This is a genomic window from Streptomyces sp. NPDC003032, from assembly GCF_053591415.1.
Genome location: NZ_JBSFTT010000027.1, coordinates 34,071 through 48,391, shown reverse-complemented (window position 1 = coordinate 48,391; position 14,321 = coordinate 34,071). Strand labels below are relative to the sequence as shown.

12 protein-coding genes are annotated in these 14,321 nt (G+C 68.4%); 8 read left to right on the top strand and 4 right to left on the bottom strand.

The window, feature by feature from the left end; all coding sequences use genetic code 11:
- Positions 1-14: 14 nt before the first annotated feature.
- Together ACWDZ7_RS31000 and ACWDZ7_RS30995 are read left to right on the top strand one after the other, a co-directional pair.
- Complete coding sequence (locus ACWDZ7_RS31000) at positions 15-1,013, top strand: alpha/beta hydrolase (RefSeq protein WP_451801577.1); 999 nt, start codon at positions 15-17, stop codon at positions 1,011-1,013.
- Positions 1,014-1,024: 11 nt separating this feature from the next.
- Positions 1,025-2,332, top strand: a complete 1,308-nt coding sequence (locus ACWDZ7_RS30995; protein WP_451801576.1) for a helix-turn-helix domain-containing protein — start codon at positions 1,025-1,027, stop codon at positions 2,330-2,332.
- A 199-nt stretch (positions 2,333-2,531) separates the two neighbouring features.
- Here the strand turns inward: ACWDZ7_RS30995 and ACWDZ7_RS30990 are convergent, their stop codons facing one another.
- The 3 genes from ACWDZ7_RS30990 to ACWDZ7_RS30980 all read right to left on the bottom strand — a co-directional run bounded on the left by ACWDZ7_RS30990 (position 2,532) and on the right by ACWDZ7_RS30980 (position 6,075).
- Positions 2,532-3,830, bottom strand: coding sequence for an MFS transporter (locus tag ACWDZ7_RS30990; RefSeq protein ID WP_451801574.1), 1,299 nt, complete (start codon positions 3,828-3,830; stop codon positions 2,532-2,534).
- Complete coding sequence (locus tag ACWDZ7_RS30985) at positions 3,827-4,924, bottom strand: PLP-dependent cysteine synthase family protein (protein WP_451801573.1); 1,098 nt, start codon at positions 4,922-4,924, stop codon at positions 3,827-3,829. The genes ACWDZ7_RS30990 and ACWDZ7_RS30985 overlap by 4 nt, the downstream gene beginning before the upstream one ends.
- A 695-nt stretch (positions 4,925-5,619) precedes the next feature.
- The gene (locus tag ACWDZ7_RS30980; RefSeq protein ID WP_451801571.1) at positions 5,620-6,075 is read right to left on the bottom strand and encodes a hypothetical protein; all 456 of its coding nucleotides are present in this window, start codon (positions 6,073-6,075) and stop codon (positions 5,620-5,622) included.
- Between the two features lie 630 nt (positions 6,076-6,705).
- Here ACWDZ7_RS30980 and ACWDZ7_RS30975 point away from each other — a divergent pair.
- The 4 genes from ACWDZ7_RS30975 (at position 6,706) to ACWDZ7_RS30960 (ending at position 10,974) form a co-directional block, all read left to right on the top strand.
- The gene (locus tag ACWDZ7_RS30975) at positions 6,706-7,017 is read left to right on the top strand and encodes a tyrosine-type recombinase/integrase (RefSeq protein ID WP_451801661.1); all 312 of its coding nucleotides are present in this window, start codon (positions 6,706-6,708) and stop codon (positions 7,015-7,017) included.
- A gap of 65 nt (positions 7,018-7,082) precedes the next feature.
- Complete coding sequence (locus ACWDZ7_RS30970; RefSeq protein WP_451801570.1) at positions 7,083-8,186, top strand: tyrosine-type recombinase/integrase; 1,104 nt, start codon at positions 7,083-7,085, stop codon at positions 8,184-8,186.
- 17 nt (positions 8,187-8,203) lie between these two features.
- Complete coding sequence (locus ACWDZ7_RS30965) at positions 8,204-8,557, top strand: helix-turn-helix domain-containing protein (protein WP_451801569.1); 354 nt, start codon at positions 8,204-8,206, stop codon at positions 8,555-8,557.
- Positions 8,554-10,974 (top strand): site-specific integrase, encoded by a 2,421-nt coding sequence (locus ACWDZ7_RS30960; RefSeq protein ID WP_451801567.1) that lies wholly within the window; start codon positions 8,554-8,556, stop codon positions 10,972-10,974. Before ACWDZ7_RS30965 ends, ACWDZ7_RS30960 begins: the two co-directional genes overlap by 4 nt.
- Positions 10,975-11,045: 71 nt before the next feature.
- On the opposite strand, the gene ACWDZ7_RS30955 is transcribed toward ACWDZ7_RS30960, so the two are convergent.
- Positions 11,046-11,624: a GNAT family N-acetyltransferase gene (locus tag ACWDZ7_RS30955; protein WP_451801566.1), complete on the bottom strand. Its 579-nt coding sequence runs from the start codon at positions 11,622-11,624 to the stop codon at positions 11,046-11,048.
- Positions 11,625-11,937: 313 nt separating this feature from the next.
- On the opposite strand from ACWDZ7_RS30955, the gene ACWDZ7_RS30950 reads away from it, so the two are divergent.
- On the top strand, positions 11,938-13,653 hold the full coding sequence (locus ACWDZ7_RS30950; protein ID WP_451801565.1) for a hypothetical protein: 1,716 nt from the start codon (positions 11,938-11,940) through the stop codon (positions 13,651-13,653).
- The gene (locus ACWDZ7_RS30945; protein WP_451801563.1) at positions 13,650-14,294 is read left to right on the top strand and encodes a hypothetical protein; all 645 of its coding nucleotides are present in this window, start codon (positions 13,650-13,652) and stop codon (positions 14,292-14,294) included. Before ACWDZ7_RS30950 ends, ACWDZ7_RS30945 begins: the two co-directional genes overlap by 4 nt.
- Positions 14,295-14,321: the final 27 nt, after the last annotated feature.

Genomic DNA, 14,321 nt, shown 5'->3' with positions numbered 1-14,321 from the left:
GGAAGGAACGAGCAATGAAGTCTGTGCGCAGACGTCGTACGGCTGTTGTGGCACTCCTGGCCGCCGCACTGGCCGGGAGCCTTCTCACCCCCGGCGCCGCCCCCGCCGCCGAGGCCGCCGCGTCCGTGCGCGCCGACGACGGCGCAGGCGTCGTGCGCGAGACCCGTATCGACGACCGCACCCTTGACCTGCAGATCAGCTCGCCCGCGCTCGGCCGGCGAGCGATGGTCCGGGTCCTTCTCCCCAAGGGCTGGGACAGCCAACCCGACCGGACCTGGCCGACCCTGTGGCTGCTGCACGGCTGCTGCGAACCGGCCGACTACCGCTCATGGACCCAGTTCACCGACGTCGAGGAGTTCACCGCCGACAAGGAGGTGATGGTCGTCATGCCCTCCGACGGCGCGGCCGGAATGTACACGGCCTGGTGGAACTACGGCCTGGGGTCCCAGCCCGATTGGGAGACCTTTCACGTGACCGAGACGCGGCAGATCCTCGAACGCAACTACCGGGCGGGCACCCAGCGGTCCGTGGCAGGCCTGTCCATCGGCGGATTCGGCGCCATGCACTACGCGTTCCGGCACCCGGACCTCTTCGGGGCCGCCGCCTCCTACAGCGGAATGCTCAACACGCTCTCCTTCGGCGTGCCCGGACTGATAAAGACCATCCTCGTCCGGGAAGGGTTCTGGAACTGGACGGCCCTGTGGGGCGAAGAGCGCTGGACCAACGAGGTGTGGCGGTCCCACAATCCGTACGACAACACCGAACCACTCCGCGGGAAGCCGCTCTACGTTTCATCCGGAAACGGCCGGCCTGGTGATCTCGCACCGGACGAGGGCGCGGACGCGCTCGAACCCGCAGCTCTGGGTACCTCCCGGGAATTCGTCGAAAAGCTCCGTGACAACGGAATGACGATTACCAGTGATTTCTACGGAAACGGCACACATGACTGGCCGTACTGGGAACGCGCGTTGCACCGGTCCTGGCCCACTCTTGCCCAAGGGCTCGGTTCGTGAGAAGAAGCTGTGTGCAGGAGACCACACCGTGTCGGCTGGAGGTGCTCCGAGTGGGAAGGAACAACGTCTCGGCCCACGACCCTTGGCTGGAGTTGCCGGTCGAGATGGCCCATGTGCTGCGGCCCCGGCTGGACACCATCGCCGCCGAGATGATCGAGGCCATTCAGCACAGCGTGGCCAGCTACCGCAGTCCACTCGACTCCTACGTCGGACGCGACTTGGTGGGCGCGGTCCGGCGCGCCGTGTACCAGTTCGTGGAACTCATCGAGTACCCCAGCCGGCCGCAGGACCAAGCTGCCGCGTACTTCCGCGGACTCGGCCGCACGGAGTTCTTCGCCGGCCGCGACCTCGACCACCTGCAGGAGGCGTACCGAGTCGGGGCGCAGGTCGCCTGCCGGCGCTACGTCGACTTCGCCCGTCAGGCCGATCTGCCGCTCTCGGCGGTGCTGCGCCTGGGCGAGGCGGTGCTGGTCCACATCAACGCCTTGGCCAACGAGTCGACCAAGGGCTATGCCGAGGCCAAGGCGGTGAGCACCGATGAGGTCGCCCATCATCGCCGCGCGTTGGCCGAGCGCCTCCTGCAGCGATACGGGGAGGACGGCACTCCACTGGAGGTCCTGGCCGACAAAGCGCGGTGGCCGCTGCCCGACCGGGTCTCCTGTCTGGTCGTGGAGAACCAAGCCATGCCACCGCTCGGACAGTTCGACGACGTGCTGTACGTCACGCGCGGCACCGAGCTGCGTGCGGTCTTTCCGGCCACGGGCGAGCTCGAACGGGAGCACCGCCTGCGGGTGGCATTTCCGGACAGGCGTACGGTCGTGGGCCCCGCGGTTCCCCTGGCGAAGGCGTGGCTGTCGCTGCATTGCGCTCGCCTGACCGTGCACCATATTCGCCGAGGCCATCTTCCCGGCGACCAGTCGCTGGTGAAAGCTGAATCACATCTGACCGACCTCATTCTGTTGGCAGGCGAACCCATCAGCGAATTGGTGGTCGAGCGGCTGATCGGCACTCTTGAAGGACTCTCTCCGAGCAAGGCCAAGCGCCTCGAGGAGACGCTCCGTGCCCTGCTCGCCTCCTGGAGCCGGTCCGCGCCAGAGGTCGCCGCAGCACTGGGGATCCATCCCCAGACGGCTCGCCACCGGCTGCGTCAGCTCGATGAACTGCTCGGTGACCGCCTCGGTGACGCGGACTTCCGGTTCGACGCCGAGCTTGCTCTGCGCCTCGTGTCCACTTTCGCATGCTGGCGGCAGTGGGCCAGTGCGGAGTTGGCCGGAACGCCCAGTCCAGGGAACGCCCCAGCCAGGGCGCTGGGCCTGTGACCAGTGATGACAGAACCCGTACGGGCCGTAGCCGGCGGCGGACGCTTGAGCAGCCGGTCGAGCACGGTGCCTGGCCCCTCCCGGGAGCTGGAGCCACCTGTGCCCGCGAGGTAGAGGGCCGGTCTCCGGCTGGGCGTCTACGCGCAAGGCACGAGGGGCGGACCGGTGCGTCCGCCCCTCAGCTGCGCGACGCGGCGTGTTACGCGGTGACGGGCCGGCTTGCGGGGGCAGCCGGTGTCAGTCGTCCGCTGCGGTGCAGGCCGTTGAGGGCCGCGGCGCAGGCGAGGCCGAGCGCCAGGAGTGCGAGCCAGGGCAGCGCGGGAAGGCCCGCTTCCCGGGCCATGTCGAGTGCGGCGCCGGTCAGCAGGTTGCCCACGGTGATGCCGATGCCGCAGATGGTGTTGTAGAGCCCGTAGTGGGTGGCGACGAGGCGGTCCCCGGAGAGGCGGACGATGGTGTCCATCTCGAAGGGGTACGCGATCATCGTGCCCACGGCGAGCAGAAGGGCCGAGAGTGCCGGCGGCACTGCCGCGAGCAGCCAGCGCCCCGGCCCGCCGTGCGGCACGGGCAACGGCATCACGGCGAGGAGCGGCACGAAAGCCGCGCCCATGGTGACGAGCCCCCATGTGAGCGCACGCCCAGGCTCCATCCGCTCCTTGCACCAGGCTGTCACGCGTGTCTGAAAGGCGATGGTGGTGAGCCCGGAGACGGCGAAGAGCAGAGCCGTCGCCGCTGTGCCGGCCTCTCCGGCGCCTCCCAGCCGGCGTACCTCCAGCGGCAGCGCGAGGTAGACCTGGAAGGAGAGGACGTACGAGCCGATCATGGCCACGGAGAAGAGCACGAAAGGCCGGTTGGCCACCATCGAGCGCCACTGGGCCAGCACGCCCGCCCGCCCCGCGCCCACGCCGGTGCTCTCGTCGGCGGCCCGGCGCGCGGGAAGCGCACGGATCTGGACCACGCTCAGGAGCGCGAAGATGCCCGCGGACACCAGGCAGGTGGTGCGGAAGTCCACGGCGGTCAGCAGCATGCCGACCAGGGGGCCGAGCAGGATGCCGGACTGGTAGAAGACGTTGAACAGCGCGAAGGCTTCCACTCGACGATCGCCCGCGTCCGCCGCGAGGTAGGCGCGGACGGCCGGATTGAACAGTGCTCCGGCAAGACCGGTTGCCGCCGAGGCGGCCAGGAGCGCGGGCAGCGAGTCGACCAGGCCGAGCGTGGCGAACCCGACGGTGCGAAGGACACACCCGGCGATGATCAGAGGCTTGTACCCGAACCGGTCGGCGAGCGTACCGCCCACCAGGAACATGCCCTGTTGCGTGAAGTTCCGTACGCCCAGGACGAGTCCGACCATCCATCCGGCGAGGCCGAGCGAGCCCGACAGATGCGCGGCCAGGTACGGCATCAGCATGTAGAAGCCCAGGTTGATGGTGAACTGATTCACCATCAGCAGCTGCACACTGCGCTCGTACGTTCTGACCTGTTGCAGCGTGCCCTTCATCGGACGCCCTCGATCGCGGAGGCCAGGGTCAGCGGGTCGACGACGTCCGCGCACCGGGTCCAGCGGGTGACTTCCTTGTCGTCAGGCCGCGAGATCTCATCGGGTTCGGCAGCCGGGGGGTGGTCCAGCAGGCCGTGGGCCGCGCAGTACTCGTCGTCGTACACCGTCCCGAGGTAGCGCTGCGGCCCGTCGGGGAAGACGGCTGCGATACGGGTGTCGGCGGGCAGGGTCCTGGCGATCCAGCCGGCCACGAGGGCGACCGCGCCGACACTCCAGCCGCCGGTCGCGTAGTGCGAGGAGGCGAGTCGCCGGCAGGTCCACACCGCCTCGGCCGGGGCGACCCAGTGCACCTCGTCGAAGTTCTCGTACGCCACGTTGCGCGGGTAGATGCTGGAACCGAGGCCGCGCATGAGACGCGACCGCGCGGGCTGGCCGAAGATCGTCGAGCCGATGGTGTCGACACCGACGACGCGCAGGTCCGGATAGAGCTGCCGCAGTACGCGGGACACGCCCGCGGAGTGTCCGCCGGTGCCGACACTGCACACCAGTACGTCGATATGGCCGAGCTGGGCGGCGAGTTCAAGGGCGAGCGGGGTGTAGGCGGTGGTGTTGTCGGGGTTGTTGTACTGATCCGGGCACCAGGACCCGGCGTGCTCGGTGAGCAGTTCGGTCACGCGGTCGCGACGCGCCTGCTGCCAGCCACCCTCGGGGTGCGGCTCGCCGACCACATCGACCTGGCCGCCGTAGGCGGCGAGAAGCCGGGTCATGGACGGCTCAAGACCGGGGTCGGTGACCAGGGTGACCGGGTGCCCGTACACCATGCCGGCGAGCGCCAGGCCGAGGCCCAAGGTGCCGCTGGTCGATTCGATGATCCGGCCGCCGGGCACCAGTTCGCCGCGGCTCCGTGCGCGTTCGACCATGTGCAGGCCGGGACGGTCCTTTATGCCGCCGGGGTTGCAGCCCTCCAACTTGGCCCAGAAGCCGTGTCCTTGCGGGGTCAGCGGCTCGGACATGTGCAGGACCGGCGTGTTGCCGACCAGCCCGGAGATGGCTGTTCGTGTGGGGGACGCATCGGTGGTGATCAGGGAGTGCATTGTTTCGCTCTCGTCGAAGTGTTGGCGTGTCCGGTGCGGGGTTCGACGCGCGCACCGTGGTGCGGGCGGCGGCCGTGTGTTCACGGCCGCGGAGACGAGCCCTATATGCGCCACCGACAGACGGCGATGAGCGTTGTTCTGGAGGTCGTGGCGTCAGCCGTTCTGACCTGCGTGAGTCCGGAGGCCGGGCGCGTCGTCGCCGCGGTCACTCCGGTGCTGGATGGCGCGTCACGGGGAGTTGGTCCGCTGGTGTTGCGCGGAGCGGTACTGCTGTCTCCGCCACGATCGGACGAGCAGGTAGGCGAATCATCCAGCGCCTGACGGGATTCGAACCCATCCGTCGACGACGCCTCCACGGCGCTGAGCGGCCGCACGCCGGGCCCGTGCCCGTCGCCTGCCGCGGTCAGATGGTGCGGACAGGCGAGGGCGCTCGCCAGCAGTACGGCGAAGACAAGGGCGACGAAGTGACGGGTCCAGGGCGGCGCTTGGTGGACCGGATGACGCGGGAGGAACGACAGCACAGCGGCTCCGCACGGCTGCCCGGGCCCGCGCGAAGAACGCGACTGAGCGGACGGCAGCGGTCAAGGATCGATGAGATGGCAGGCGGGGGCCGTCACGCGGCAAACACGTACATAGCGGAGCGAACGAGGAGCGGTTCGCGCGCCGATGACGGCCGACTGGGGCTGCTGCCGGCCCTAGATCCGAAGGACCGCTGCCTGCTGGGAGGGTGGCGGGGCATGGGCCTCACGCCCGGAGCCGCCCGTGGAGGTGATCCCACCGCCCGGGCCGCCGTACTCGAAGGCCGAACCCAGATCCGAGACGCACGGCGCCGCGAGGAACGGGCCGTTCTGAGGCTGCCCGGAGAGGCACTCGCCCGCAGCGTGGGAAGAGCCTTCGTCGTGGCCGTGACCGCGGGAGCCGTCGCCGGCGGGCTCGGGAGTGTCGGCGTGTCCCGCAGCCGATTCAGAGGAGCGGTCCACGGCGATGGAGGAGGTCACTATCGCCGGGGTTGTGTGCGCCGACGCGCTTTCCACCCCGATCCCGTGTGAGTAGAGCACAGCGAGAAGGAGGGCACCCAGCCACCACAGGCGCGACGTACGCGGCGCGCAGCCGGTACGTCGTACGCCGAAAGGCGACCGGGTGGTCATCATGACGTGATGTTAACCGTTGTGGTGCGGGAGTCTGTGCACACCTCGTGGAACTCGGCGTTAACAAGCCATGAAGCATGTCGCAGGTGGTTCAACTGACTGACGGCTTTCAAGGGTGCCTCTTCGGCCATCTCTCAAGTCTCGTCATGACTTTGGCGCCATGATCAAGGACCATCGGCGGGTACTGCTGTCCGTTACGTGGCGTCCGCGGGAAGCGACGCCGGGAGTGCCAGGTTCGCAGGTTCGCTGCCGTGGTCGAAGAGAAGCGAGGGTTCTGCACGCTGCGCAAGTCCCGCTGCTCAACCATCTGCACCATTGAAGACGGCCGACTGACCGCTGTACGGCTGGACTCGGAGGACCCGAACGGGGCCGCGACATGCCCCAAGGGGCGGGCCGCGCCGGAGGTCACACGCAGCACCCGCCGGCTGACCACACCGATGCGGCGTAGGCGGCCCGATGCGCGGGTCTCCCCTCTGCACGTGCGGCGCCGGGACAACGCCAACGGAGCGAGGGCGAAGTCCCGCCGCTCACGGGCGGTCCCCGTCGACGAACTGGTCGTTCTCGCGCATGACACCTACAGCTTCGAGCGGGACCGTTGCCGCTCCGCCCGGGACTGCGACTTCGTCCTGGTGAATCTGTTCCACGCGCCTCTCGGGGCGCCGATGCGACCGGGGCGATCAACGAGCCGTTGACGGCGCTGTCCCGACGGTCGGGGCTGCCCCGGCAGATTCATCCCCCCAGCTACGGCACGGATCTGCCTCCAACGTTCTTGACGCCGGCGGCGCCGTCGACGAAGCCCAGCACCTGCTCGGACATGCCCAGGCCAGCTCGACGCAGGTTTACCTAAACCCTCGGGAATTGCATCAGACGGGCGAGAAGTCGCAGGTCGCAAGCTCAGGGCGACGGACTGACGAACTCCAACGCTACTACGAACTAACCGTCTGAGCAGGCATGTTGCCAGATAGATCCCGTCTGATGCATGATCTGCCCTCCAGAAGGGATGGTCTGGAGTGGTGCATCAGCGCAAGATGGCCCTGGCCGGGTCGGCTCAACTGGAGCTCGTCTCCGGGGTGGTCCAGCTTCGCCCCGAGGACGCGATGTTCGACGCGATGCTGCGGGGCTGGCGTGCTCAGCAGAAGTCGCGAGGGCTGAAGGACGAGACGATCGCCCCGAGGGAACGGCTGATCCGCCGGTTCCTGGAGTTCACGAACGAGTACCCGTGGCGATGGACGCCCGCCCATCTGGACGAGTGGTCGGCATCGCTGACGAGCGAGAAGCACTTGGCGCCGTCCACGATCCGCAGCTACCAGGGCACCGTCGGGCTGTTCACCGAGCTCCTCATCGACGCTCGATACGGCTGGGTCCCGGCGTGTGAGGAAGCGTTCGGCACCTATCCGGTGGCGATCGCCCACGAGTGGAATACTCTCCCTCACCTGCAGGATTACGAAGGCGACCCGGAAGCGAGGCCATTCACTCGCGAAGAGCTGCAGCGGTTCCTCGACTACGCCGACGACCAGGTCGCACGCGCCGTCAAGGCCAAGCGCAAGGGAGCCCTCGCCGCCTACCGCGACGCCACGCTGTTCAAGGTCATCTACGGGTGGGGACTTCGCCGGACCGAGACGTCCAAGCTCGACGTGGTCGACTTCGGACGCAATCCGCAGGTCAGGCAGTTCGGCCGGTACGGCACGCTCAACGTCCGCTACGGCAAGGCGAAGAAGGGCCAGCCGCCGCGGCGGCGGAACGTGCTGTCGGTGATGGACTGGGCCGTCGAGTCGGTCGCCGACTACGTCGAGAACGTCCGGCCGCGCTTCGGATTCCCCGACCACCCGGCTCTGTGGATCACCGAACGCGGGGGCCGCCTCCAGCCCGGCTCCATCAACGACCGGTTCGAGGCATACCGCGACGCCCTAAAGCTCCCAAAAGACCTCACTCCCCACTCAATCCGGCACTCTTACGTCACGCATCTGACCGAGGACGGGGTCGACCGCCGGTTCATCCAGCAGCAGGTCGGCCACGAGTGCGACAGCTCCCTGGCCATCTACACGCACGTCAGCGACGACTTCATGAACACTTCCCTGCACAAGGCACTGGCCCCGGCGTTCGCCGGAGCCTGACGAGGAGGGATCCGGCGATGGCCGCCAAGCTCGACTACCACTGGCACCTGCGCAAAGTCATGGCGGACCGCGGGATGTTCTCCACCACCGACCTCATCCCTCCGCTCGCCGAACGCGGCATCAGCCTGTCGTCGAGCCAGGTCTACCGGCTCGTCGTCGAGCGACCGGAGCGACTGAGCCTGAAGATCCTCATGGCCCTGCTCGACATCCTCGACTGCACCATGGACGACCTCATCGAACCCATCGCGGCGGCCGGGGCCGTGAAGAAGCCGAAGAAGGCGGCCGTCGGCGGCGGCACGGCATCCGGTTCGGAGGGACTTGGTGGACTGCGGCCAAAGCAGGCCCGGATCAGGGGTGTTGACCGGTCGTGACCACTGCTGACCATCTCAGCCGCGCCGTTTCGGACCCGATCGGCCTGATCACAGACATGGTCGCCGACGTCGAGATGGAACTCGGCGCTGAGACCATCCGGGCCGTGGTCGCCGCGGTCGCGGGCGGCCGCGCGAAGTCACGGCGCCTGGCGGAAGCCCTGGCGATGCGGCCCGCCGTCCTGACCGACGGCCAGTCCCCGGCGCCCCGGGCCATCGGTGATCTGCTCATCGAGCTCCGCAAGGCCGGCGCCTCGGCGATCTCGCCGCCGGTCTGTGTCGAGTGCGGCAAGAAGCTGCGAACCCTCCAACGCCAGGGCCAGGACTGGTACTGCTCGGTCTGCGGACAGGAGACCACCGAGTGCACCGCCTGCGGCAACGTCCGACGCGTCGGCTTCCGGGACCGCAAGGGCCTGCCGCGCTGCAAGATGTGTCCGGACAACGACGACCGCGATCCAGTCACGGTCGTCCACGAGATGATCACCGCGATCGCCCCGGACGCCGACCGCGACGTGATCGCTGAAGCCCTCCGCCGCACGGCACCCCAGCGTCCCACCTATCGACAGCGACTGGTCTGGGCCCTGGAGGAGAACCCTCGTCTGCTGACCGGAGAGGGCTATCTGGCGCCACATCGCGCCATCCTGCGGTTCATCGACTTGCTGCACGAGGCAGGCGTCGCCGGGATCGTCCGGCCGGCCTGCCCTCGCTGCCACCGGGTTGTCCACATCGACAAGCCGCTGGATGGGCAGCGGGGCTGCCGCAACTGCATCGCCAAGTCCCGCATCGAAGAATGCGTACGCTGTGGTGCCCGGCGCGAACCGGCCATCCGCGACGCCCAGGGACGACCGCTGTGTCCGAACTGCCTGGTTACCGACCCCGCGAACATCGAAGTCTGCATCGGCTGCGACAGACGTCGACGAGTACAGAACCGCACCGCCGATGGCCCCCTCTGCCCCACCTGTTGCCCCCTGCCAGTCCTGGTCTGCTCAATCTGCGGACGCACCGCACCTTGCACCCACTCCCGTCTGACCGGCCTGCCCCGCTGCGGCGGCTGCGACAGACGCCCGGCTCACTGCACCGTCTGCGGGCGACTCCGCGGCATCCACTCCGGCACCGCCGACGCCCCCGTCTGCGGCCCCTGCACCAAACCGGACGCCGAGCTCTGGCGCCCCTGTCCCACCTGCGGACAAGCTGAACGGCTGCGAGCATCCGGACCGTGCCCGCGCTGCACCCTCCAGCAGCGGCTCCACGAGCTCCTCGCCGATGGCACCGGCGCCATGCCCGCGAAGCTGCAGTCCCTCCACGACGCCCTGGCCAGCACCGAACGGGCCGGCACCGCGATGCGCTGGCTCTCCAAGGGCATCGTCTCCACCGTCCTGTCCGATCTCGGCTCCGGCCGCCGCCCCCTCACCCACGAGGCCCTGGACGAGCTCCCGGAAGGCAAAGTCGTCGAACACATCCGCAGCGTCCTCGTCGCCACCGGCGCCCTGCGGAAACGGGACGAGCAGATGGTCCGCCTCGAACGACACGTGAAGGACCTCGTCACCTCCCATGCGACGGCCGAGGGACGGAAAATCCTGCACCGATACGCGACGTGGCACCTCCTGCGTCGGCTTCGCCGACGCAGCCGCGGCAAGGACATCACCCACAGCCAGCTCACGGTCGCCCGGCAACATCTGCGGGCGGCCGTCTATCTCCTGAACTGGCTGGAGGACCAGAACCTGACCCTTGCAACCTGCCGACAAACCGACATCGAACGCTGGATGACCAGCGACGACGCCCGTCTTCGCCAAGAGGCAGGCCACTTCGTGCGATGGGCCCTCTCCCAGAAGATCGCCCGCGATCTCACCTTCCCGGCCGAGCGATGGAACGGCCCCTCCCAGCCGATGGACGAGGAAGCCCGCTGGGCCACCGCCCGCCGCCTGCTGCACGACGACACCCTCAAGCCCCAAGACCGCCTCGCCGGCCTGCTGTTGCTCCTCTATGCCCAGTGGCCCGCAGCGATCTCCCGGCTCACCGTCGACCACATCGAGGAGACGGACGGAGCGGTCCGCATCCGTCTCGGCGCCGTCCCGGTGGACCTGCCCGCACCCGTCGCTGAGCTGGCCCTCCAGCAGGTCGAGGTTCGCCGCAGCCATGCCGTCCTCGGCTGGACAGACTCGCCCTGGCTCTTCCCTGGAGGCCAGCCCGGCCGCGCGATCAGTGCCTGGGCTATGGGCGAACGGCTCCGCAAACTCGGCATCCGGCTCGCGGAGACCCGCTCGACCGCGCTGTTCCAGCTCGCCACCGAGCTGCCCGCCGCAGTCCTCGCCCGCACCCTCGGCATCGACATCACCGTCGCCGTCAAGTGGCAGCGAGCCGCCGCCGGGGACTGGGCCGCCTACGCAGCCGAGATCAGCCGACGGACGAGACCGTCGTGACAGGCGTGGAGGACCAATCCAGCACGGTCAGCTCGGGACACTGCTCGCACCACCTCACGACCACCCTGGCCTCAGAGATCGTCGGCCGGACAGGCAGGCCCGCTCATCGAGTGCAGTTGGGCGAACTCGTCAGCGAGCATGCCCATCATGACGAGATCATGGTGTCGGCCAGCAAGGAACACGCGATCGCGGAGGCGACCCTCCTCGACGAAACCGAGCCGATGATGAAGTGTCAGCGATGCCTCATTGTGGGCGAAGATCCGCGCTTCGCACTTGTGATAGCGCCGCTCGGCGAACATGAAACGCAGCAGCATCACCACCGCTTCTGCCGCATAGCCTTTGCGTCGATGATCAGCGCCGATCGTGACGCCGTACTCGAACCAGCCCGCACGCGGGTCAGCCTGGTGCGTGCCGACAGCACCGACTATTTCTCCCATGTCGACGGCTTCGATCGCTAACCCGAAGCAATCGCCGTCGGACTTGGCTGCGGCCTGTTCTTTCGCCCAGGCACGGAAGTTCTCAGCGGAACGGGGTGGGTTCAGCAGGTCTCCCATCCGCTCCTCGTCCACGGCGAAGCGCATGAACGCGGTCCAGTCGTCTGCCTTGATACCGCGCAGACGTATCTGTTTGCCGCTCCAGAACGATGTCATCCCCTATTCGATCACGCCGCAGCGCGCGAAGTACAGACCCTTCGCCAACGTCGGGACGGCCTGTGACCTGCCACTTCAAGGTTGCCGAATGCTCGCTCCGGGGCGGTCAGATCCCTCTCAAAGAACCTCTCGTTCCAGAGGCATTCAGGCAGTTCCCATACCCGACTCCACCATTACGCCGCCTGGATACGACCCGCATCTACCGGGAGGCATACGAGGGAGCCGGAGCCGCTGCCGGACTGACCGATGATACGGCCGCCGAGCGGGAAGCCGCGGCTGAGTTCGCCGACGAGGCCAGGGACGGTGATCTGTGATGCCGACCATGCTGATCGACGAACCCCTTGGTCTCACCTGCGTGTTCAGCGACGGCAGCCGCGCCGACTACCTCCTGGACGACCTGCCCAACCCTCGCCTGGCCCGGGACCTGGCTATCGGTCTCGTGGACTTGATCCATCCGCACGGCACTGCGGACTCGGAGGGCACCGTCAACTTCTACGTCCAGTCCCTGCGGAGCATGGTCTGCACCCTCGCGGCTCAGGGGTTCACCGGTGGCGCCGCTCACCTGCGACGAGGACAGCTGGCCGAGTTCTGGATGCCCGGCCCGCCCAGGCTGGAGGCCATGACCCGCAGCCTGCTGGAGGGCTACGCCCAAAGCGGGGGCACGTTGGCGGATGGAGTGCTGGAACTCGCTGCCGGGCGTCACTTCAACATCCAGCCCTTCCGTCAGGTGTTGGCGCCCTATCCGGAGGAGGAATGGCAGCGGCTGACCGAGGTCTGCCGGACCTTGGTCGACGATTCGTACGCCGCCCACCGCCAGGCCCTCGCCGATGCTGCCGACGGTCGGCATCCTCGAGAAGGCGGCTGGCAGCCGGGCAATCTGCGCTGGCTGCTGGCCCGGGTCGGGCCCGTCAGCATCAGCGGGTTCGGCGGGCACCTGGACATCTCGGCGGCGGTGGTCCACAACCGCGGTGGTTTCCACGACGCGATCCGGGCGGTCTTCCCGCACCTGGACGTGCTGATCGCCTACCGGCTGCTGTTCGGCATCTATTCCGGCATCGTCCCCGACGGCATCGCCGACTTGGTTCTCGAGGACATCGACTGGGCCGGTGACTCGACGGTCCTGCTCTCCTACATCAAACGCCGCACCGCGGCGGAGAGCCTGAACCTGCCCCGCCGGGCGGTCCGCCTGCTGGAACAGTGGCTCGCGCACTCCGCACTGCTGCGCACCTTCGTGACTGAGGAGGAACGCCGCAAACTCTGGGTGGGCGTGAGCCGGGCCGGCGGCGATCGCCGAGTCCGCAAGGTCGACCGGGTCGCCGTCCAGCGGTGGGCTGTTCGCCATGCGGTCGTCGGCAACGACGGACAGCCCCTCAAGATCCACCGTTCACGGATTCGTACCACCCACGAAGCCATGCGGGACAAAAGCACCTGGACGGGCAGCGGACGGGCCACGATCGACCCGAACCACACCCCGGACGTCGAAGGCGATCATTACCTCACCGCCACCACCCCGGCCCAGCGGCACTCGGTCGAAACGGTCATCGAGGACGCCCAGCACGACGTGCTCCGCCGGGCTCAACCGCCCACGGTGATCACCGATGAGGAAGCGGCCGCGCTGGCGGACGGCTATCCGCACCTGGTCGCGGAGTTGAACCTGAACGATTCCGTGATCGCCGAGCTGGTGGGCGGACAGCGCGATGTGTTCACCACCGCCTGCGGGGACCAGCTGTCCGGGCTGCACGGCCCGAAGGGGAAGCCTTGTCCGGCCCGGCCCTGGGTCTGCCTGCTCTGCCCGCTGGCCGTGTTCGCTCCCCGGCACGCGGGCAACCTGCTGCGGCTCAAGGCGTTCTTCTCCCGGCAGTGGCAGCAGATGCCCGCCGCCCACTTCATGGCCGTCTTCGGCCCCTATGCCACCCGCATCCAGCAGGTCCTGGACCGCTTCGACCCTGCCGTCATCGCCGCGGCATCCCACCACATCGAGGACCACGACGGCGAACTTCCCTTGCGGCCCGAGGAGATGACCGCGTGACCACCGTCCCTACCACTGCTGCCGCCTTCAACGGCCGGTCCGTGGTCTTCGCCGGCGCCGACGTCTGCCGCGAAGCCGGATTCACCCTCCCTGAGGGGACGCTCCGTCCGGTGTTCGAAGACGACGTCTGGGACTTCACCGACGTCATCGGCCTGCCCGTCCAACTTCCCCTTTGCACCCGCCGCTTCGACTTCACCGAGATCACCGACGAGCGGCGGCGGCTGGTCGGCAAAGAACTCGTCCTGGCCATGCTCGCCCCGCGGCACCCGGCGGTCGCTCCGCTGCCCCGGGCCCATCGCACCGCCCTGCACCTGCGCAGTTGCGCGGGCCATCTGGACGAGCTCATACGATTCTGCCGGTGGCTGTCCGAACAGGGGGTTCCGGGCTTCGCGCAGATCGACACCCGTATCTGCGACGCCTACATGGCCCACCGGCGCTACATACTCGACGAGAACGGCGCAGTCGTCGGCGAGAACAGCCCCGGAACCCGCCGCAGGGCCGCGCAGGTCGTGGTCGACCTGGTCAACTACCGCGAGCTGTTCACCGCTGACCGTGTCCCGGCCGATCTGCGGCCCTGGGGCGGGGCCACCGCCTCCGCCATCGCCGAAATGCCCAGCGGCCGGACCGAGAACAAGACCTAACCCGTCGACTACGCCGTCATGCAGCCG